A 21490-nucleotide genomic window follows, 5' to 3' on the forward strand; every position below is an offset into this window, starting at 1 on the left:
GGAACGGTCTGCGTTGTCGGGAAGATGCGTGATCTGATCCTTCAACTCAGCAAAAGTTCGATTTATTCAACAAAGCCTGAGAAAGTTTATCAGCCCGGTAACTATGTATGACCGGGCTGATTGCCAGATGCGGCAAAAAGCTTTATCTGGCCTACAGTTAGCACTACTCTTTCGGGTCTTTTCCCGCCAGCAGTTTATCCAGCTCATCACCGCCTACATGACGGAAATCCTGCCCCTTCACGTAGTAGAAGATAAACTCACAAATATTCTGGCAGCGGTCGCCAATACGTTCGATAGAACGCGCACAGAATAGCGCGGTAAGTACGCTCGGAATGGTACGCGAATCTTCCATCATGTAGGTCATCAGTTGACGAACAATACCTTCATACTCCTGATCGACTTTTTTATCTTCACGATAAATACGTACCGCTTCGTCAATGTCCATCCGCGCGAACGCGTCCAGCACGTCGTGCAGCATCTGGATGGTATGACGGCCCAGCGACTCTAGACTTACCAGCAACGGCTGATGCTGCTGGGAGAATTTCTCCAGCGCAGTACGGCAGATTTTGTCCGCCACGTCGCCAATACGCTCCAGCTCGGCAATGGTTTTACTGATCACCATAACCAGTCGCAGGTCGCTCGCCGTCGGCTGGCGTTTGGCAATAATGCGCACGCAGGCTTCATCGATCGCCACTTCCATCATGTTGACGTTCTTGTCGCCTTCGATGACGCGCTTCGCCAGATCGCTGTCCTGGTTGTGCATCGCGGTGATTGCATCAGAAAGCTGCTGCTCCACCATGCCGCCCATGGTCATCACCTGCGTGCGGATACTTTCCAGTTCGGCGTTGAACTGGCCGGAAATATGTTTATTAAGATTGAGACTGTCCATAACGCACTCCTGAATCAACCGTAACGACCGGTGATGTAGTCTTCTGTTTGTTTCTTCGCTGGCTTGGTGAACAGATCGTCCGTGTTGCTGAACTCAATCAATTCGCCCAGGTACATAAACGCCGTGTGGTCGGAACAACGCGCAGCCTGCTGCATGTTGTGGGTGACGATCACCACGGTGTAATCCTGCTTCAGTTCGGTGATCAGCTCTTCAATACGCCCGGTAGAGATAGGGTCGAGCGCCGAACACGGTTCGTCGAGCAGCAGCACTTCCGGGCGAATGGCGATACCACGCGCAATACACAGACGCTGTTGCTGACCGCCAGAGAGAGAGTAACCGCTCTGATGCAATTTATCTTTGGTTTCGTTCCACAATGCGGCTTTGGTCAATGCCCACTGCACGCGCTCGTCCATGTCGGCACGGGAGAGCTTCTCAAACAGACGAACGCCAAAGGCGATGTTGTCGTAGATGGACATCGGGAACGGCGTCGGTTTCTGGAACACCATGCCCACTTTCGCACGCAGCAGGGCGATATCCTGAGAGTTGGTAAGGATGTTGTCGCCATCAAGCAGAATTTCACCTTCTGCGCGCTGCTCCGGGTACAGTTCAAACATTTTGTTGAAGGTACGCAGCAGCGTCGATTTACCGCAGCCGGACGGCCCGATAAACGCCGTAACCTGGTTTTTAGCGATATCCAGGTTGATGTTTTTCAGGGCATGGAATTTGCCGTAGTAGAAGTTCAAATTACGAACCTGAATTTTACTCGGGGCAGTTTCAACCATACTCATTGCAATCTTTTCCTCATCGTGCCTGATGCACTTCGCTAATCAGGCTTACCGTAGGCCGGATCAGGCGTTCACGCCGCATCCGGCAAAGTGTTAACCGTGTACAGAGTCAAAAAGGCGCTCGGTCGGTCCCCTCGCCCCTCTGGGGAGAGGGTGAGGGGAAAACCGTGTCAGCAATATCAACCGTGTTTATTCTTCGCAAAAACAACGCGCGCCAGAATGTTCAGCAGCAGTACGCACAGGGTAATGATCAATACCCCGGCCCAGGCCAGTTGCTGCCATTCCGCAAACGGGCTCATCGCAAACTTAAAGATCGTCACCGGCAGGTTGGCGATCGGCTGCATCATGTCCGTGCTCCAGAACTGGTTGGAGAGCGCGGTAAACAGCAGCGGCGCGGTTTCACCGGCAATACGGGCAATCGCCAGCAGGATACCGGTCATGATCCCAGACACCGACGCTTTCAGCGTAATCGCGGAGATCATCTTCCACTTCGGTGTACCCAGCGCATAAGCCGCTTCACGCAGGCTGTCCGGCACCAGTTTCAGCATGTTCTCGGTGGTGCGGATAACAATCGGTACCTGCAACAGCGCCAGAGCAATCACGCCCGCCCAACCGGAGAAGTGCTCCATCTGCGCCACCACGATGGTGTAAACAAACAGACCAACCACAATCGACGGTGCGGAGAGCAAAATGTCGTTAATAAAGCGAATCACTTCTGCCAGCCAGGATTTACGACCATATTCCGCCAGATAAATCCCCGCCATAATGCCCAGCGGCGTACCGAATACCGTGGCCCACAAAATTAACAGGCCGCTACCCGCCAGGGCGTTCGCCAGACCACCACCTTCCGTATTGGGCGGCGGCGTCATTTCAGTAAACAGCGCCAGCGACATACCGTCGATACCGCGGGTGATGGTGGACATTAAAATCCAGATCAGCCAGAACAGACCGAAGGCCATCGTCGCCATCGAGAGCGTCAGCGCAATACGGTTTTTGAGGCGGCGACGCGCCTGCATTTTGCGGCGGGATTCCGCCAGCGCCGCAGTGGTTTGCATTTCAACCATAGCCATTAGCGAGCCCCCTCATTCTTAGCCAGGCGCATAATCATAAACTTCGATGCGGCGAGGACGATGAAGGTAATCACAAACAGGATCAGGCCCAGTTCCATCAGTGCAGCAACGTGCAGACCGGATTCCGCTTCGGCAAATTCGTTCGCCAGCGCAGAGGTGATACTGTTGCCCGGCATATACAGCGAGGCGCTGTCGAGCTGGTAGGTGTTACCGATGATAAAAGTCACCGCCATGGTTTCACCGAGCGCGCGGCCCAGCCCCAGCATAATGCCGCCGATAACACCATTTTTGGTGAACGGAAGAACGATACGCCAGATAACCTCCCAGGTGGTGCAGCCAATACCGTAGGCCGACTCTTTCATCATCACCGGGGTTTGTTCGAACACATCGCGCATTACCGCCGCAATGTACGGAATAATCATGATGGCGAGGATCACGCCTGCCGCGAGGATACCGATACCAAATGCCGGGCCAGAGAACAGCGCGCCGACAATCGGGATATTCGACATGATATTGCCGACCGGCTCCTGGAAGTAAACGGCGAACAGCGGCGCAAAGATAAACAGGCCCCACATGCCGTAAACGATACTTGGAATGGCTGCCAGCAGCTCAATGGCGATACCCAGCGGGCGTTTCAGCCAGCCAGGCGCAAGCTCAGTCAGGAACAGGGCGATACCGAAACTCACCGGGACGGCGATCAGCAGCGCGATAAACGAAGTCACCAACGTACCGTAGATCGGCACCAGCGCCCCGTAGATATCGTTCGGCGCATCCCACTCTTTGGTCCACAGGAAAGCCAGACCAAATTTCTGAATGCTCGGCCATGAGGAGATGATCAGAGAGACAATAATGCCACCCAACATCAATAGCACAATCAGCGCCGCCAGTTTTACCAGCACGCTGAAAATTATGTCGCCCTTTTTACCCGGTGGGTTAAAAGCAGGCTTGGTTGCAGCCATAAGTTACTCTTCAGTTAAACGCGTTTACAAAGTCATTTTGTAATGCCGGATAAGCCGTTTAATGCCTTATCCGGCCTGGAGTTTTATTAGTACAGCGGCTTGCCGCTACTGTCTTTAATATTGGTCTTCCACGCAGCGCGAACCTGTTCAACTACGCTATCCGGCAGGCTGGCGTAATCCAGGTCGTTCGCCTGTTTAGCCCCGGTTTTGTAAGCCCAGTCGAAGAACTTCAGCACTTCTGTGCCTTGTTCTGGTTTCTTCTGATCTTTGTGGATCAGAATGAACGTGGTAGAGGTAATAGGCCACGCATCTTCGCCTTTCTGGTTGGTCAGATCCTGAGCGAAGGTTTTGCTCCAGTCTGCACCTTTTGCTGCATTAGCGAAGTTTTCTTCAGTCGGCAAAACAGGTTTACCATCAGCGGAGATCAGTTTGGTGTACGCCAGGTTGTTTTGCTTCGCATAAGCATATTCAACGTAACCAATTGCACCCGGCAGACGCTGAACGAACGCAGCGATACCGTCGTTACCTTTACCACCCAGACCGATCGGCCATTTTACGGTAGAGCCAGTACCAACGTTGTTTTTCCACTCTTCATTCACTTTCGCCAGGTAGCTGGTGAAGACGAAGGAAGTCCCGGAGCCATCTGCGCGGCGCACTACAGCAATGTTCTGTGAAGGCAGTTTCAGACCCGGATTCAATTTGGCGATGGCTTCATCATCCCACTTCTTGATTTTGCCGAGGTAGATATCGCCGAGGGTTTTACCATCCAGCACCAGCTCACCAGACTTCAGACCTGGAATGTTAACCGCCAGCACCACGCCGCCAATCACGGTCGGGAACTGGAACAGACCTTCCTGAGCCAGTTTTTCGTCAGACAGCGGCGCGTCAGAAGCACCAAAATCAACGGTATTGGCGATAATCTGTTTTACGCCACCGGAAGAACCGATACCCTGGTAATTAACTTTATTACCGGTTTCTTTCTGGTAAGTGTCAGCCCATTTGGCATACACCGGCGCAGGGAAGGTTGCACCTGCACCTGTCAGGCTTGCTTCTGCAAACACAGAGAAAGCACTCATCGATAAGGTCGCGGCGACAACAGTTGCGACGGTGGTACGCATAACTTTCATAATGTCTCCTGGGAGGATTCATAAAGCATTGTTTGTTGGCTACGAGAAGCAAAATAGGACAAACAGGTGACAGTTATATGTAAGGTTTATGACAGTTTTATGACAGAGAGATAAAGTCTTCAGTCTGATTTAAATAAGCGTTTATATTCAGTTAATTACAAACATTAATAACGAAGAGATGACAGAAAAATTTTCATTCTGTGACAGAGAAAAAGTAGCCGAAGATGACGGTTTGTCACATGGAGTTGGCAGGATGTTTGATTAAAAACATAACAGGAAGAAAAATGCCCCGCTTACGCAGGGCATCCATTTATTACTCAACCGTTACCGATTTTGCCAGGTTACGCGGCTGGTCAACGTCGGTGCCTTTGATCAGCGCGACGTGGTAAGCCAGCAGCTGCAGCGGAACGGTGTAGAAGATCGGTGCAATCACCTCTTCCACATGCGGCATCTCGATGATGTGCATGTTATCGCTACCTACAAAACCAGCATCCTGATCGGCGAAGACGTACAGTTGACCGCCACGCGCACGAACTTCTTCAATGTTGGATTTCAGTTTTTCCAGCAATTCGTTGTTCGGCGCAACGACGATAACCGGCATATCCGCGTCAATCAGCGCCAGCGGGCCGTGTTTCAGCTCGCCAGCGGCGTAGGCTTCAGCGTGAATGTAAGAGATCTCTTTCAGCTTCAATGCGCCTTCCAGCGCGATTGGGTACTGATCGCCACGTCCCAGGAACAGCGCGTGATGTTTGTCAGAGAAATCTTCTGCCAAGGCTTCAATGCGTTTGTCCTGAGACAACATCTGCTCAATACGGTTCGGCAGCGCCTGCAGACCATGCACGATATCATGTTCAATGGAGGCATCCAGACCTTTCAGGCGAGACAGTTTCGCCACCAGCATCAGCAGCACGGTTAACTGGGTGGTGAATGCTTTAGTGGATGCCACGCCGATTTCCGTACCCGCGTTGGTCATCAGCGCCAGATCGGATTCGCGCACCAGAGAAGAACCCGGAACGTTACAGATTGCCAGCGAACCAAGGTAACCCAGCTCTTTCGACAGACGCAGGCCCGCTAGGGTATCCGCGGTTTCGCCAGACTGTGACAAGGTGATCATCAGGCTGTTACGACGCACGGCAGATTTGCGATAGCGGAATTCAGAGGCGATTTCGACGTCGCACGGAATACCTGCCAGCGATTCAAACCAGTAGCGGGAAACCATACCGGAGTTATAAGAAGTACCACAGGCGAGGATCTGAATATGCTCAACCTTCGACAGCAGTTCGTCGGCGTTCGGTCCCAGCTCGCTTAAATCAACCTGACCGTGGCTGATGCGCCCGGTAAGGGTGTTTTTGATCGCGTTCGGCTGTTCGTAGATCTCTTTCTGCATGTAGTGACGGTAAATACCTTTATCGCCCGCGTCATATTGCAGATTGGATTCGATATCCTGACGTTTTACTTCCGCGCCAGTTTTATCGAAGATGTTTACCGAACGGCGAGTGATTTCCGCAATATCGCCCTCTTCAAGGAAGATAAAGCGACGGGTCACCGGCAGCAGCGCCAGCTGGTCAGAAGCGATAAAGTTTTCACCCATACCCAGACCAATCACCAGCGGACTACCAGAACGTGCTGCCAGCAGGGTATCCGGGTGACGGGAGTCCATGATCACTGTACCGTACGCACCACGCAGTTGCGGGATAGCACGCAGAACAGCCTCACGCAGAGTACCGCCCTGTTTCAGCTCCCAGTTCACCAGATGGGCAATCACTTCGGTGTCGGTTTCAGAAACGAAGGTATAGCCACGCGCTTTTAACTCTTCACGCAGCGGTTCATGGTTTTCGATGATGCCGTTATGCACCACCACAATGTGTTCAGAAACATGCGGATGCGCGTTAACTTCTGAAGGTTCACCATGGGTCGCCCAGCGAGTGTGAGCAATACCGGTGCCGCCATGCAGAGGATGTTCTTCCGCTGCCTGAGCCAGCATCTGGACTTTACCGAGGCGACGCAGGCGGGTCATATGACCTTCCGCATCAACAACGGCCAGACCGGCAGAGTCATATCCGCGGTATTCCAGACGACGTAAACCTTCAAGAAGGATTTCTGCTACATCACGTTGCGCGATCGCGCCAACAATTCCACACATAGTTTTTGATTCCGATTTATATCGTTGTCGGTCAACCTGTATGCCCGTTTTTTCGGGCGCCCCGAGCCTTGTAGAGAGTGGGGTTATTTTTATAGTTACTGCTTGTGGGAGGGAGATTATGTTATCTCCTCATCCCATGTGACCGGATTACCCGGCCAGAATCACTTTTTCTTTACCGGACGACGCCAGCCTTCTTTCTGAGTCTGCGGCACACGGCTGATAGCTAATGCATTTTCGCCGACATTACGCGTCACAGTTGTACCCGCAGCAATGGTTGCACCTTTGCCTACTGTTACCGGGGCCACCAGCTGAGTGTCGGAACCGACAAACACATCGTCGCCGATAATGGTCTTAAATTTATTCGCACCATCATAGTTGCAGGTAATGGTTCCCGCACCGATGTTAACGTTATCGCCGATTTCTGCATCGCCCAGGTAAGTCAGATGGCCAGCTTTCGAGCCTTTACCCAGACGCGCTTTTTTCATCTCAACGAAGTTACCGACGTGTGCGCCTTCCAGCAACTCAGCACCGGGGCGCAGGCGGGCAAACGGACCGATGGTACAGGCTGCTGCCAGATTAGCATCTTCCACCACGGTATACGGGCTAATTTCGCAATCATCGCCAATCACGCTATTTTTAATCACGCATCCGGTGCCGATTTTCACGCGATTACCGAGAGTAACGTTGCCCTCGATGATAACGTTAGTATCAATTTCAACATCGCGCCCGTGAGTTAGCGTACCGCGCAGATCAAAACGGGTCGGATCGCGCAACATAACGCCGGCTAACAACAGTTTTTCGGCCTGTTCGGACTGGTAAACGCGCTCCAGACGAGAGAGTTGCAGGCGGTTATTCACGCCTTCAACTTCGCTTAAACGTTGTGGATGAACAGCAACTATTTCACGTCCTTCCTGATACGCCAGCGCAATAATGTCGGTGATGTAGTATTCGCCCTGAGCATTATTGTTGGTCAGCTTCGCCAGCCAGCGTTTCATATCTGCGCCGTTAGCGATCAGAATGCCGGTGTTGATTTCCTGAATCTGACGCTGCTCATCGGTGGCATCTTTATGCTCAACAATGCCAGTAACTTTGCCGTTTTCACGGGTGATACGTCCATAACCGGTCGGATCATCCAGTTTCACCGTCAGCAGACCAATGCCACCCTGCGGTTTAGCATCACGCAGACGCTGGAGTGTTTCGACAGAGATCAGCGGCACGTCGCCGTAGAGCATTAAAATGTCTTCATCATCGGCAAAGAAAGGTGCGGCCTGCTGCATGGCATGACCCGTACCCAGCTGCTCTGCCTGAAGCACCCAGTTCAGGTTGTCGTCTTTCAGCGCCTGTTTTAGCAGATCGCCGCCGTGACCATACACCAGGTGAACGTGCGCTGCGCCTAATTCATTCGCAGCATCAATGACATGCTGAACCATCGCTTTCCCGGCAAGGGTATGCAGCACTTTCGGAAGATCGGAATACATGCGCGTGCCTTTACCTGCGGCAAGGATCACTACGCTCATAACATTATTCAACATACGCGTCCTGACTGTAATTTGAGAACGAATTTAAACCGCTTCACCTTGAAAAAACTACATTTTTTTCATCGTGAAATGGACAGAGGATAAATTGTTCAATAACGGATTATCCCCGCTGACGAAAGCGCCATTTTCGACCATCGTCACGCCTTTTGTCTGCAGAAAATTAAGGCAGTACCTTCATTTAAGCGTCAGGTGGATGTTTTTGCTCTTATTTCGATCAATGAATAAACAGGAAAACCAGCTAAGAATTTTGCGGATTTATAAAAATGAGTTTAATTGCGGGATATAAAAATGCGCAGGATATAGCAGAACCAATCTCGCTGCGGCGCGCGAAAAAAAAGCCAGCCTGTTTCCAGACTGGCTTTTGTGCTTTTCAAGCCGGTGTTACATCGCTTTTTTGGTCAACTCGATAACGCGCAGCTGCGCGATCGCTTTGGCCAGTTCCGCAGACGCCTGAGCGTAATCTACGTCGCCGTGAGAGCTGCTAATGTGCTCTTCAGCCTTACGTTTCGCTTCCATGGCTCGCGCTTCGTCGAGATCCTGGCCGCGAATTGCGGTGTCGGCCAGAACGGTCACGTTGCCAGGCTGCACTTCAAGAATGCCGCCAGACAGATAGATAAACTCTTCGTGACCGTGCTGTTTCACGATGCGAATCATACCAGGCTTAATGGCGGTGAGCAGCGGTGCGTGGCCAGGGTAGATCCCCAGTTCACCTTCGCTACCCGTTACCTGGATTTTCTCGACCAGACCAGAGAACATTTGTTGCTCTGCGCTGACGACGTCCAGGTGGTAAGTCATTGCCATATCACCCTCCGATTAAGGCGTTAAAGTTTTTTGGCTTTTTCCACAGCTTCTTCGATGGAACCGACCATGTAGAACGCCTGCTCCGGCAGGTGATCGTATTCGCCTTCCATGATGCCTTTAAAGCCACGGATGGTGTCTTTCAGGGAGACGTATTTACCCGGAGAACCGGTGAATACTTCTGCCACGAAGAACGGCTGGGACAGGAAGCGCTGGATCTTACGAGCACGCGCTACCACCAGTTTGTCTTCTTCAGACAGTTCATCCATACCCAGGATGGCGATGATGTCTTTCAGTTCCTGATAACGTTGCAGGATGGACTGAACGCCACGCGCGGTGTCGTAGTGTTCCTGACCAACCACCAGCGGGTCCAGCTGACGGCTGGTGGAGTCCAGCGGGTCAACGGCCGGGTAGATACCCAGAGACGCGATCTGACGGCTCAGTACCACGGTTGCGTCAAGGTGCGCAAAGGTGGTTGCCGGAGACGGGTCAGTCAAGTCATCCGCAGGTACGTATACTGCCTGTACGGAGGTGATAGAACCGGTTTTGGTGGAGGTGATACGTTCCTGCAGAACGCCCATCTCTTCCGCCAGGGTCGGCTGATAACCTACCGCTGAAGGCATACGGCCCAGCAGTGCGGATACTTCCGTACCGGCCAGGGTGTAACGATAGATGTTGTCAACGAACAGCAGAACGTCACGACCTTCGTCACGGAATTTCTCAGCCATGGTCAGACCGGTCAGAGCAACGCGCAGACGGTTTCCCGGCGGCTCGTTCATCTGGCCATACACCAGGGATACTTTGTCGATAACGTTGGAGTCGGTCATTTCGTGGTAGAAGTCGTTACCCTCACGAGTACGTTCACCTACGCCCGCAAACACAGAGTAACCGGAGTGCTCGATCGCGATGTTACGAATGAGCTCCATCATGTTTACGGTTTTACCTACACCCGCACCACCGAACAGACCAACTTTACCGCCCTTAGCGAACGGACACATCAGGTCGATAACTTTGATACCGGTTTCCAGCAGTTCCTGAGAGTTTGACAGCTCTTCGTAGGAAGGTGCTGCGCGGTGAATCGCCCAACGCTCTTCTTCACCGATCTCGCCTTTCATGTCGACCGGTTCACCCAGTACGTTCATGATACGGCCCAGAGTCGCTTTACCTACCGGGACTTCGATCGGGTGTTCGAGGTCTTTTACATCCAGACCGCGACGCAGACCGTCGGAGGAACCCATTGCGATGGTACGCACGATACCGCCGCCGAGCTGCTGCTGAACTTCCAGCACCAGACGCTCATTACCATTTTGCACCTCAAGAGCATCGTACACGCGCGGTACGGCATCCTGAGGGAATTCGACGTCAACTACGGCGCCGATTACCTGGACAATCTTTCCAGTAGCCATCTTAAATCCTCTACGAAATAACCTGTTTAAACCGCGGCGGCCCCCGAGACGATCTCGGTGAGTTCCTGAGTAATGCTGGCCTGACGAGCTTTGTTGTATACCAACTGCAGCTCTTTAATCAGGCTGCCGCCATTGTCGGTCGCGGCTTTCATCGCCACCATACGGGCGGCCTGCTCGCTGGCCAGGTTTTCAACCACGCCCTGATAAACCTGAGATTCGACATAACGACGCAGCAGGGTATCCAGCAACGCCTTCGGATCGGGTTCGTACAGGTAATCCCAGGATTTATGTTTCAGATCATCATCATCTGATGCCGGTAACGGCAGCAGCTGGCTGATGGTCGGAACCTGAGCCATGGTGTTAATAAATTTGTTGCTGACAATGTAAAGCTTGTCCAGACGGCCTTCGTCGTAGGCCTGCAACATCACTTTTACCGGACCGATCAGTTCGGACAGGGAAGGGTTATCCCCCATGCCGGTGACCTGGGCAACAACATTGCCGCCCACGGAGTTGAAGAACGACACGCCTTTCGAGCCGATCATTGCGAGGTCGCATTGAACGCCTTTGTCGGTCCAGGTCTTCATTTCCGCCAGCAGTTTTTTGAACAGGTTAATGTTCAAACCACCGCACAAACCACGGTCGGTCGACACCACCAGGTAGCCCACGCGTTTAACGTCGCGTTCTTCCAGGTATGGGTGCTTATATTCCAGATTACCGTGTGCAAGGTGACCAATCACTTTGCGCATGGTTTCTGCATAAGGACGGCTGGCCGCCATGCGATCCTGCGATTTACGCATTTTGGAAGCGGCGACCATCTCCATCGCTTTAGTGATCTTTTGCGTGTTCTGGACGCTTGCGATCTTACTACGTATCTCTTTTGCGCCGGCCATGAGCTTCTCCTCAATGCCTTGCGGCCTGCCCTAAGGCAAGCCGCAAGACGTTACCAGGATTGGGTTGCTTTGAAGGAATCGAGGATGCCTTTCAGCTTGCCTTCGATTTCGTCGTTGTAGCCACCGGTCTGGTTGATCTCTTGCATCAACGGAGCGTGATCACGGTCGACGTAAGCCAGCAGAGCGGCTTCGAAGCTGCCGATTTTCGACAGTTCAACATCCGCCAGGTAACCACGTTCTGCTGCGAACAGAACCAGAGACTGCTGCGCAACGGACATCGGCGCATACTGTTTCTGTTTCAGCAGTTCGGTCACTTTTTGACCGTGGTCAAGCTGCTTACGAGTTGCATCGTCAAGGTCGGATGCAAACTGAGAGAACGCTGCCAGTTCACGATACTGTGCCAGAGCGGTACGGATACCACCGGACAGTTTTTTCATGATCTTGGTCTGTGCTGCACCACCAACACGGGATACGGAAATACCCGGGTTAACCGCAGGACGAATACCGGCGTTGAACAGGTTGGTTTCCAGGAAGATCTGACCATCGGTAATGGAGATTACGTTGGTCGGAACGAACGCAGAAACGTCACCCGCTTGAGTTTCGATAATCGGCAGCGCGGTCAGTGAACCGGTTTTCCCTTTCACTTCACCTTTGGTGAAAGCTTCAACGTATTCGGCGTTAACACGCGCAGCACGCTCCAGCAGACGAGAGTGGAGGTAGAATACGTCGCCCGGGAATGCTTCACGTCCTGGCGGACGACGGAGCAGCAGGGAGATCTGACGGTAAGCAACAGCCTGTTTAGACAGGTCATCGTAAATGATCAGCGCATCTTCACCGCGGTCACGGAAGTATTCGCCCATTGCGCAACCGGCATACGGTGCCAGGTATTGCAGTGCAGCGGATTCAGACGCGGTTGCTACCACAACGATGGTGTTAGCCAGTGCGCCGTGCTCTTCCAGTTTACGTACCACGTTAGAAATGGTGGACGCTTTCTGGCCGATAGCGACATAGATACATTTGATACCGGAATCGCGCTGGTTGATGATGGCATCGATAGCCAGTGCGGTTTTACCTGTCTGACGGTCACCGATGATCAATTCACGCTGACCACGACCGATTGGGATCATGGAGTCAACGGCTTTATAACCGGTCTGTACCGGCTGATCTACGGACTGACGTTCGATAACGCCCGGAGCGATTGCTTCTACAGCAGAGAAGCCGTCGTGATCCAGCGGACCTTTACCGTCGATTGGTGCACCCAGAGTGTTAACCACACGGCCCAGCAGGCCACGGCCAACCGGAACTTCCAGGATACGGCCAGTACACTTAACTTTCATGCCTTCGGCAAGGTCAGCGTACGGACCCATAACAACCGCACCTACAGAGTCGCGCTCGAGGTTCAGTGCGATAGCGTAACGGTTACCCGGCAGGGAGATCATTTCACCCTGCATACAATCGGCCAGGCCGTGAATGCGGATAACACCGTCACTTACAGAAACAATAGTACCTTCGTTGTGAGCTTCACTCACAACATTGAACTGAGCAATGCGCTGCTTGATCAGTTCGCTGATTTCGGTGGAATTCAGTTGCATGCTCCAGTCCCCTTAAGACTGCAAGACGTCTGCAAGGCGCTCAAGACGACCGCGTACGCTGCCATCAATGACCATATCACCCGCTCGGATGATAACGCCTGCCATTACAGACTTATCGATTTTGCAATTCAGCTTAACTTTGCGTGACAGACGTTTTTCCATCGCAGCAGAAATTTTCGCGAGCTGTTGTTCACTCAGTGCGGCAGCGGAAATGACGTCTACCTCAGCGGTAGCCTCACTCACGGCACGCAGGTGAATAAACTGCTCCAGAACATCCGGGAGCGCGTTAAGACGACCATTCTCAGCCATAACCCGAATCAGGTTCTGACCGTTTTCGTCCAGTTGCTCACCACAAACTGCGATAAACGACTCGGCGAGCGTTTCTGGCGCAAGCGCGCCAGAGAGAAGCTCTGCCATTTGTTCGTTTTTGGTTACCTCGGCGGCAAACGCCAGCATGTCCTGCCAGCGTTCTACACTTTGGTGTTCGACGGCAAAGTCAAAAGCTGCTTTGGCGTAGGGGCGAGCTACCGTAATAAATTCAGACATCAGCCCCTCCCTCCTTACAGTTCAGCGACAAGTTTATCCACGATGTCGCTGTTAGCAGCTTCATCCACGGAACGTTCGATGATCTTCTCGGCGCCAGCAACAGCCAGGATAGCAACTTGCTTACGCAGCTCTTCACGGGCACGTTTACGCTCGGCTTCAATTTCTGCCTGCGCCTGGGCCACGATTTTAGTACGTTCCTGTTCTGCCTCAGCTTTCGCTTCATCCAGAATCTGCGAGCGGCGTTTGTTCGCCTGCTCGATGATTACCTGGGCTTCCGCTTTCGCTTTTTTCAGCTGGTCGGTCGCGCTGGCCTTTGCAAGGTCAAGGTCCTTATGTGCTCGTTCTGCGGAAGCAAGGCCGTCAGCAATTTCTTTTTGACGTTTTTCGATGGCTGCCATTAATGGCGGCCATACGTACTTCATGCAGAACAGAACGAACAGGACAAACGCGATGGCCTGGCCGAGGATTGTTGCGTTAAGATTCACAGCACAATGCCTCTATTTAGTTAACGTTCTGATATTGCTCTTTAAATAAAAGCAACGCTTACTACGCGACAGCGAACATCACGTACAGACCCAGACCTACAGCGATCATCGGGATAGCATCCACCAGACCCATAACGATAAAGAACTGAGTACGCAGCAGAGGAATCAGATCAGGTTGACGCGCTGCGCCTTCCAGGAATTTACCCCCGAGGATGCCGATACCGATCGCAGCACCGATTGCCGCCAGACCCATCATCACAGCGGCAGCCATGTACAGCAGATCCATATTCAGGTTTTCCATGACAGTCTCCAGTTTGTTTCAGTTAAAACGTAGTAGTGTTGGTAAATTAATGTTCTTCAGACGCCATCGACAGATAGACGATCGTCAGAACCATGAAGATGAAGGCTTGCAGCGTAATGATCAGGATGTGGAAAATGGCCCACGGCACATTCAGGATCCACTGTGACCACCACGGCAACAGACCAGCAATCAGAATGAAAATCAGCTCACCGGCATACATGTTACCGAACAGTCGCAAACCGAGTGAAACTGGTTTGGACAGCAGGCTTACCCCTTCAAGGATTAAGTTGACAGGAATGAACGCCCAGTGATTGAACGGCTGCAGCGTCAACTCTTTCGTGAAGCCGCCGATGCCTTTCATTTTGATGCTGTAGAACAGAATCAGGATAAATACGCCCAGTGCCATAGACAGCGTTACGTTCACGTCCGCAGACGGAACCACACGCAGTGCAGGCAGACCCAGTACATGTTCAGCAATGTACGGCAGCAGGTCGATAGGCAGTAAATCCATCAGGTTCATCAGGAATACCCAGACGAAGATCGTCAGGGCCAGCGGAGCAATCAGCTTGCTTTTGCCATGGTACATGTCTTTCACGCTACCATTAACAAAGCCGATCACCAGCTCAATCGCGGTCTGAAACTTACCTGGCACACCGCTGGTCGCCTTTTTGGCTACGCTACGGAATAAAACCAGGAACAACAGACCCAGCACCACCGAGAAGAACATGGAGTCAATATTGATTGTCCAGAAGGTGGCTGGGGGGTTTTGTGGATCCACCAGCGAGAATGTACGCAGGTCCAGCTGAAGGTTATTCAGGTGGTGTCCTATGTAATCCTGCGGCGTCATATTTTCTGAAGCCATGATGCCTTTTACCCTTTGTTGTTAATTACAGCCGGTGCCAGTATCTGAACCACCAGCACCAAAACCCACGTAACGATCAGCGGCAAGAATACCGCCTTTAAAACCGCCAACGCCACCACCAGTAACACCAACATCGCCAGAACTTTGAAAGCTTCGCCAAATGCGAATGTCCAGGCCACCCGGCCTTTCGCTGGTGTATGCGCCTGGTGACGCCAGGCAAATATCATAAACAAAACGTTAGGCAGAAAGACTGCCAGGCCCCCGCTTATTGCAGAGACGCCCCAGAAGGGGTCTTTGAGGCTGAACAGCAATCCACTTGCTATCACCACCAGTAACTGAACGAGCAGAAGCTTCCGAGCAACGTTTCGACTCACGAGCGACACAGACATCACGTTTTTCACTCCTGCTCCCTTCGAGGTATGCCGCGTGTCGTATAAAACTTTCTTTAAGGCTTAGAGTCAAGCATCAAAAAGCGGTCAAATTATACGGTGCGCCCCCGTGATTTCAAACAATAAGTAGCCAAAAGGTGAATAAATGTTTAAATATTTTTCCAGTGCATACAATTGCGACTTTTCTGCTAACCCTGTTCGATCATGAAAAACTGTAAATAACGCGTAAACACTGGTGATAAAGCGTGCTTCAGATCACATATTGCGCATGTTCGCGCACAGCATATTTATTTACTTGGCAAATGATGCCTTTGCAAGTTTATGATATTTCAGTCTAAAAACAGATACTGTTTTAATAAATGACATTTACACAACAAAAACCACCAATTGACATTTTTAATAATGTTTTAACAGCCAATGATGGTTCTTAGCGCCGATTTTTAGCAGACTGATATTTTCACTAATGACTTATTTTCTGCTTACCAAAAAAAGCCACGTTATCTTGTTGATGCAAAAGAGTGAACGTGGCGTTAAATGTAACCAGTTATATCAGTAGAAAACCTGGTTGTTGTTAACAGTCTAACCGGTCAATTTTTTATGATTTTTTTGATAAAAATTAAATTTTATTTGCTTTAATCACCACCAGATGACGTTCGCCATCCAGGGCTGGAACCTGAAGTTTAACCACTGATTCGACCTGATATTCTTCGGGCAACAAAGCGATTTCATCTTCCGGCATTTGCCCTTTCAGCGCGTAGAAACGGCCTTGCTCACCAAGAAGATGGTGGCACCAGCTCACCATATCGTTCAGAGAGGCAAAAGCGCGGCTAATTACGCCATCAAATGGCGGCTCTGAAGGAAACTCTTCTACCCTGCTCTGTACTGGCTCAATATTCTCCAGTTTAAGCTCATGTTGCACCTGACGAAGGAAACGCACGCGTTTACCAAGGCTATCCAACAGAGTGAAATGGGCTTCAGGACGCACGATAGAGAGTGGAATGCCAGGCAGTCCAGGACCGGTGCCGACATCGATAAACCGTTCACCTTGCAGATACGGTGCCACCACAATGCTATCGAGAATATGGCGTACCAGCATCTCATTAGGATCGCGGACCGAAGTCAGGTTGTACGCTTTGTTCCATTTATGCAGCATATTCACGTAGGCAATAAGCTGGTTTTTCTGGTGATCGGTAAGCGAAATACCTGCGTCTTTCAGCAGTAAGGAGAGTTTGTTGAGCACGGTGATTACCTGTTCTTGATGCGTTGCCTGGTAAGCGGGTGCTTACCAGGCATTTTTAATGCGTTATGCGCTACGACGCAGCATACCCTGTTTTTTCAGCCACACCAGCAGAATGGAGATGGCCGCAGGCGTGACGCCAGAAATACGTGAAGCCTGGCCGATAGAGGCCGGTTTGTGATCGTTAAGTTTGGCGATCACTTCGTTAGAAAGACCGGATACCTGGCGGTAATCCAGTGTCGCGGGTAGCAAGGTGTTCTCGTTACGCAGCTGCTTTTCGATCTCATCTTGCTGGCGCGCGATATAACCTTCGTATTTAACCTGAATCTCAACCTGTTCCGCCGCCTGTTCGTCTGTCAACGCAGGGGCAAACGGCGTCAGCGTGGTTAATTTTTCATAAGTCATTTCCGGACGACGCAGCAGATCTTCACCACTGACTTCACGGGAAAGCGGCGCAGTCAGGTGAGCATTCACTTCGGCTGCAGCTTCCGCCGACGGGGTTACCCAGGTCGATTTCAGACGCTGACGCTCACGCTCGATATTCTCAAGTTTCTCGTTAAAGCGCGCCCAACGTTCGTCATCCACCAGGCCCAGTTCACGACCGATTTCAGTCAAACGCAGATCCGCATTATCTTCGCGCAGCATCAGACGATATTCTGCGCGCGAGGTAAACATACGATACGGTTCTTTGGTTCCTAAAGTGCACAGGTCATCAACCAGTACGCCGAGATAGGCCTGAGAACGCGCCGGAGCCCAACCTTCTTTGTCAGCAGACAGACGGGCAGCGTTAAGACCGGCCAGCAAACCTTGCGCAGCGGCTTCTTCGTAACCGGTAGTGCCGTTAATCTGACCAGCAAAGAACAGCCCCTGGATAAACTTGCTCTCCAGCGTCGGTTTCAGGTCGCGAGGATCGAAGAAGTCATACTCAATGGCATAACCCGGACGCACGATCTTCGCGTTTTCCATCCCCTGCATAGAGCGGACGATTTGCATCTGCACATCGAACGGCAGGCTGGTGGAGATACCGTTCGGATAAATTTCGTTAGAGGTCAGCCCTTCCGGTTCAAGGAAGATCTGATGCTGATTTCTGTCGGCGAAGCGCATGACTTTGTCTTCGATCGACGGGCAGTAGCGTGGGCCGACACCTTCGATCACCCCTGCGTACATTGGGCTACGATCGAGGTTACTGCGGATCACATCATGGGTTTTCTCGTTGGTATGGGTGATATAACACGGCACCTGCTGTGGATGCTGGGACGCATTGCCCATAAAAGAGAATACCGGCATTGGGTTATCACCATGCTGTTGCGCAAGCACGCTAAAGTCGATGGTTCGAGCATCAATACGCGGTGGTGTCCCGGTTTTCAGACGACCAACGCGTAGCGGAAGTTCACGCAAACGGCGAGAAAGCGGAATGGACGGCGGATCACCAGCACGGCCACCGCTGTAGTTATCCAGACCGATATGAATTTTACCGTCGAGGAACGTCCCAACGGTGAGCACGACGGCTTTGGCACGGAACTTCAGTCCCATTTGGGTAACAGCACCGACCACACGATCGTTTTCGACAATAAGATCTTCAACCGCCTGCTGGAAGATCATCAGATTCGGTTGGTTCTCCAGCGCCGTACGTACCGCCTGACGGTAGAGCACACGATCCGCCTGAGCTCGGGTAGCACGAACTGCCGGTCCCTTGCTTGCGTTTAGTATCCTAAACTGGATACCCGCCTGATCGATCGCTTTCGCCATCAGACCGCCAAGTGCATCCACTTCTTTTACCAGATGTCCCTTCCCAATACCGCCGATCGCCGGGTTGCAGCTCATCTGCCCCAGAGTGTCGATATTGTGTGTCAAAAGCAGAGTCTGTTGACCCATACGCGCCGCGGCCATCGCGGCCTCGGTGCCTGCATGACCCCCGCCAATGATGATGACGTCAAAAGGATCCGGATAAAACATGGTGATTGCCTCGCATAACGCGGTATGAAAATGGATTGAAGCCCGGGCCGTGGATTCTACTCAACTTTGTCGGCTTGAGAAAGACCTGGGATCCTGGGTATTAAAAAGAAGATCTATTTATTTAGAGATCTGTTCTATTGTGATCTCTTATTAGGATCGCACTGCCCTGTGGATAACAAGGATCCGGCTTTTAAGATCAACAACCTGGAAAGGATCATTAACTGTGAATGATCGGTGATCCTGGACCGTATAAGCTGGGATCAGAATGAGGGGTTATACACAACTCAAAAACTGAACAACGGTTGTTCTTTGGATAACTACCGGTTGATCCAAGCTTCCTGACAGAGTTATCCACAGTAGATCGCACGATCTGTATACTTATTTGAGTAAATTAATCCACGATCCCAGCCATTCTTCTGCCGGATCTTCCGGAATGTCGTGATCAAGAATGTTGATCTTCAGTGTTTCGCCCGTCTGTTTTGCACCGGAATTTTTGAGTTCAGCCTCGAGTTTATCGATAGCCCCACAAAAGGTGTCATATTCACGACTACCAATACCGATTGCGCCAAAGCGGACCGCAGAAAGATCGGGCTTCTGTTCCTGCAATGCTTCATAGAAAGGAGAAAGGTTGTCCGGAATATCTCCGGCACCGTGGGTGGAGCTGATAACCAGCCAGATCCCCGAGGCAGATAAATCTTCCAACAGCGGACCGTGCAGCGTTTCGGTGGTAAAACCCGCCTCTTCCAGCTTTTCAGCCAGGTGTTCTGCTACATATTCGGCACCGCCGAGGGTGCTGCCGCTGATAAGAGTGATATCTGCCATAAACCGCCACCTTTATTAAGAGTGGCGTATTGTACGCTGTGAACGCGTTGGGATCTACCTGTGGAAAAGTATGGGATTAAAAAAGCCGATCAGGGCTTGATGGTACGCATGATCGGGTTCTGCAGGACGATCAGTGTCTCGGTGGACTGAATTTCATCAATTGTTTGGATCTTGTTGATAAGTACATGCTGGAGAGCATCGATCGAACGGCACATCACTTTTATAAAGATGCTGTAGTGGCCGGTGGTGTAGTACGCCTCGGTCACTTCATCGAGACTTTCCAGCTTTGCCAGCGCGGAAGGATAGTCTTTGGCGCTCTTTAATATAATGCCGATAAAGCAGCCTACGTCATAACCGAGCTGCTTCGGGCTGACATCAATACGCGCCCCGGTAATGATTCCCGCCTGCTTCATTTTCTCTACTCGAACGTGAATCGTCCCCGGACTGACGCCAAATTGTTTCGCCAGTTCGGCGTAAGCGGTGCGCGCATTGCCCATTAATGCTTCCAGGATGCCACGGTCCAGATTGTCGATCAGATAATTTTCCATAGGATTTTCTTATGCGGATTGATGATTCATTCTATTTTAGCCTTCTTTTTTAATGAATCAAAAGTGAGTTAGGCTTTTTATTGAATGATTATTGCATGTGTATCGGTTTTTGTTGATTAATCATAAGCAACAGGACGCAGGAGTATAAAAAATGAAAACCGCTTACATTGCCAAACAACGCCAAATTAGCTTCGTGAAATCTCACTTTTCTCGCCAACTGGAAGAACGTCTGGGGCTGATCGAAGTCCAGGCGCCGATTCTTAGCCGTGTGGGGGATGGCACGCAGGATAACTTGTCGGGCTGTGAAAAAGCGGTGCAGGTAAAAGTGAAAGCTCTGCCTGATGCCCAGTTCGAAGTGGTTCATTCACTGGCGAAGTGGAAACGTCAGACCTTAGGGCAACACGACTTCAGCGCGGGCGAAGGGCTGTACACGCACATGAAAGCCCTTCGCCCCGATGAAGACCGTCTTTCTCCGTTGCACTCGGTCTATGTTGACCAGTGGGACTGGGAACGCGTAATGGGCGACGGTGAGCGTCAATTCTCGACTCTGAAAAGCACGGTAGAGGCGATCTGGGCGGGAATTAAAGCAACCGAAGCTGCGGTTAGCGAAGAGTTTGGCCTGGCACCGTTCCTGCCGGATCAGATCCACTTCGTACACAGCCAGGAGTTACTGTCTCGTTATCCGGATCTCGATGCCAAAGGGCGTGAGCGGGCGATTGCGAAAGATCTTGGCGCGGTATTCCTCGTCGGGATTGGCGGCAAGTTGAGTGATGGTCATCGTCACGACGTGCGCGCACCGGATTATGATGACTGGAGCACCCCGTCAGAGCTGGGCCATGCGGGCCTGAACGGCGATATTCTGGTGTGGAACCCGGTACTGGAAGATGCGTTTGAGCTTTCTTCCATGGGGATCCGCGTGGATGCCGACACGTTGAAGCATCAGTTGGCGCTGACCGGTGATGAAGATCGTCTGCAGCTGGAATGGCATCAGGCGTTGCTGCGCGGTGAAATGCCGCAGACCATCGGCGGCGGTATCGGCCAGTCTCGTTTGACCATGCTGCTGCTGCAACTGCCGCATATCGGCCAGGTTCAGTGTGGAGTATGGCCAGCTGCTGTTCGCGAGAGCGTCCCTTCTCTGCTGTAATAA

At 51.7% G+C, this 21490-nt stretch carries 21 protein-coding genes; 1 reads left to right on the plus strand and 20 read right to left on the minus strand.

The features are described 5' to 3' along the window. Positions 1–163: 163 nt before the first annotated feature. The 20 genes from phoU to asnC form a co-directional block, all read right to left on the minus strand. Positions 164–889 carry a phosphate signaling complex protein PhoU gene (gene phoU / locus OQV04_RS15510; RefSeq protein WP_000377785.1) on the minus strand — a complete coding sequence of 242 codons (726 nt, stop codon included), beginning with the start codon at positions 887–889 and terminating at the stop codon, positions 164–166. A gap of 14 nt (positions 890–903) precedes the next feature. Next, entirely contained in the window at positions 904–1677 is a 774-nt protein-coding gene (gene pstB / locus OQV04_RS15515) for a phosphate ABC transporter ATP-binding protein PstB (RefSeq protein WP_000063125.1), read from the minus strand. Positions 1678–1853: 176 nt separating this feature from the next. Next, the gene (pstA, locus tag OQV04_RS15520) at positions 1854–2744 is read right to left on the minus strand and encodes a phosphate ABC transporter permease PstA (RefSeq protein WP_001251991.1); all 891 of its coding nucleotides are present in this window, start codon (positions 2742–2744) and stop codon (positions 1854–1856) included. Beyond that, positions 2744–3703 (minus strand): phosphate ABC transporter permease PstC, encoded by a 960-nt coding sequence (pstC, locus tag OQV04_RS15525; RefSeq protein WP_000741620.1) that lies wholly within the window; start codon positions 3701–3703, stop codon positions 2744–2746. The genes pstA and pstC overlap by 1 nt, the downstream gene beginning before the upstream one ends. Before the next feature lie 86 nt (positions 3704–3789). Continuing rightward, positions 3790–4830, minus strand: a complete 1041-nt coding sequence (pstS, locus tag OQV04_RS15530; protein WP_000867143.1) for a phosphate ABC transporter substrate-binding protein PstS — start codon at positions 4828–4830, stop codon at positions 3790–3792. A gap of 313 nt (positions 4831–5143) precedes the next feature. Beyond that, entirely contained in the window at positions 5144–6973 is a 1830-nt protein-coding gene (glmS, locus tag OQV04_RS15535; protein ID WP_000334096.1) for a glutamine--fructose-6-phosphate transaminase (isomerizing), read from the minus strand. 161 nt (positions 6974–7134) lie between these two features. Beyond that, positions 7135–8505, minus strand: a complete 1371-nt coding sequence (glmU, locus tag OQV04_RS15540) for a bifunctional UDP-N-acetylglucosamine diphosphorylase/glucosamine-1-phosphate N-acetyltransferase GlmU (RefSeq protein ID WP_032281887.1) — start codon at positions 8503–8505, stop codon at positions 7135–7137. Between the two features lie 387 nt (positions 8506–8892). Next, entirely contained in the window at positions 8893–9312 is a 420-nt protein-coding gene (locus OQV04_RS15545) for a F0F1 ATP synthase subunit epsilon (protein ID WP_001251965.1), read from the minus strand. A 20-nt stretch (positions 9313–9332) separates the two neighbouring features. Then, complete coding sequence (atpD, locus tag OQV04_RS15550) at positions 9333–10715, minus strand: F0F1 ATP synthase subunit beta (RefSeq protein WP_000190506.1); 1383 nt, start codon at positions 10713–10715, stop codon at positions 9333–9335. A gap of 26 nt (positions 10716–10741) precedes the next feature. Next, entirely contained in the window at positions 10742–11605 is an 864-nt protein-coding gene (gene atpG, locus OQV04_RS15555) for a F0F1 ATP synthase subunit gamma (protein ID WP_032281889.1), read from the minus strand. A 50-nt stretch (positions 11606–11655) separates the two neighbouring features. Next, entirely contained in the window at positions 11656–13197 is a 1542-nt protein-coding gene (atpA, locus tag OQV04_RS15560; RefSeq protein WP_001176745.1) for a F0F1 ATP synthase subunit alpha, read from the minus strand. A gap of 12 nt (positions 13198–13209) precedes the next feature. Further along, positions 13210–13743: a F0F1 ATP synthase subunit delta gene (atpH, locus tag OQV04_RS15565; protein ID WP_001288587.1), complete on the minus strand. Its 534-nt coding sequence runs from the start codon at positions 13741–13743 to the stop codon at positions 13210–13212. A 14-nt stretch (positions 13744–13757) separates the two neighbouring features. Beyond that, the gene (gene atpF, locus OQV04_RS15570) at positions 13758–14228 is read right to left on the minus strand and encodes a F0F1 ATP synthase subunit B (protein WP_001052219.1); all 471 of its coding nucleotides are present in this window, start codon (positions 14226–14228) and stop codon (positions 13758–13760) included. A gap of 61 nt (positions 14229–14289) precedes the next feature. Continuing rightward, on the minus strand, positions 14290–14529 hold the full coding sequence (gene atpE / locus OQV04_RS15575; RefSeq protein ID WP_000429386.1) for a F0F1 ATP synthase subunit C: 240 nt from the start codon (positions 14527–14529) through the stop codon (positions 14290–14292). A 46-nt stretch (positions 14530–14575) separates the two neighbouring features. After that, the gene (gene atpB, locus OQV04_RS15580; RefSeq protein ID WP_000135625.1) at positions 14576–15391 is read right to left on the minus strand and encodes a F0F1 ATP synthase subunit A; all 816 of its coding nucleotides are present in this window, start codon (positions 15389–15391) and stop codon (positions 14576–14578) included. A gap of 8 nt (positions 15392–15399) precedes the next feature. Continuing rightward, positions 15400–15780, minus strand: a complete 381-nt coding sequence (atpI, locus tag OQV04_RS15585; protein ID WP_000116695.1) for a F0F1 ATP synthase subunit I — start codon at positions 15778–15780, stop codon at positions 15400–15402. Positions 15781–16396: 616 nt separating this feature from the next. Continuing rightward, entirely contained in the window at positions 16397–17020 is a 624-nt protein-coding gene (rsmG, locus tag OQV04_RS15590) for a 16S rRNA (guanine(527)-N(7))-methyltransferase RsmG (RefSeq protein WP_032281890.1), read from the minus strand. Between the two features lie 63 nt (positions 17021–17083). Next, on the minus strand, positions 17084–18973 hold the full coding sequence (gene mnmG, locus OQV04_RS15595; protein WP_096836912.1) for a tRNA uridine-5-carboxymethylaminomethyl(34) synthesis enzyme MnmG: 1890 nt from the start codon (positions 18971–18973) through the stop codon (positions 17084–17086). A 378-nt stretch (positions 18974–19351) separates the two neighbouring features. Continuing rightward, positions 19352–19795: an FMN-binding protein MioC gene (gene mioC, locus OQV04_RS15600; RefSeq protein ID WP_000763742.1), complete on the minus strand. Its 444-nt coding sequence runs from the start codon at positions 19793–19795 to the stop codon at positions 19352–19354. An 89-nt stretch (positions 19796–19884) separates the two neighbouring features. After that, complete coding sequence (gene asnC, locus OQV04_RS15605) at positions 19885–20343, minus strand: transcriptional regulator AsnC (protein ID WP_000432970.1); 459 nt, start codon at positions 20341–20343, stop codon at positions 19885–19887. Positions 20344–20494: 151 nt separating this feature from the next. On the opposite strand from asnC, the gene asnA reads away from it, so the two are divergent. Next, the gene (gene asnA / locus OQV04_RS15610) at positions 20495–21487 is read left to right on the plus strand and encodes an aspartate--ammonia ligase (RefSeq protein ID WP_000845107.1); all 993 of its coding nucleotides are present in this window, start codon (positions 20495–20497) and stop codon (positions 21485–21487) included. Positions 21488–21490: the final 3 nt, after the last annotated feature.

Origin of the sequence: Escherichia sp. Lx600-2 (assembly GCF_036662595.1) — a bacterium.
In the GTDB taxonomy this organism is placed as follows: domain Bacteria; phylum Pseudomonadota; class Gammaproteobacteria; order Enterobacterales; family Enterobacteriaceae; genus Escherichia; species Escherichia coli.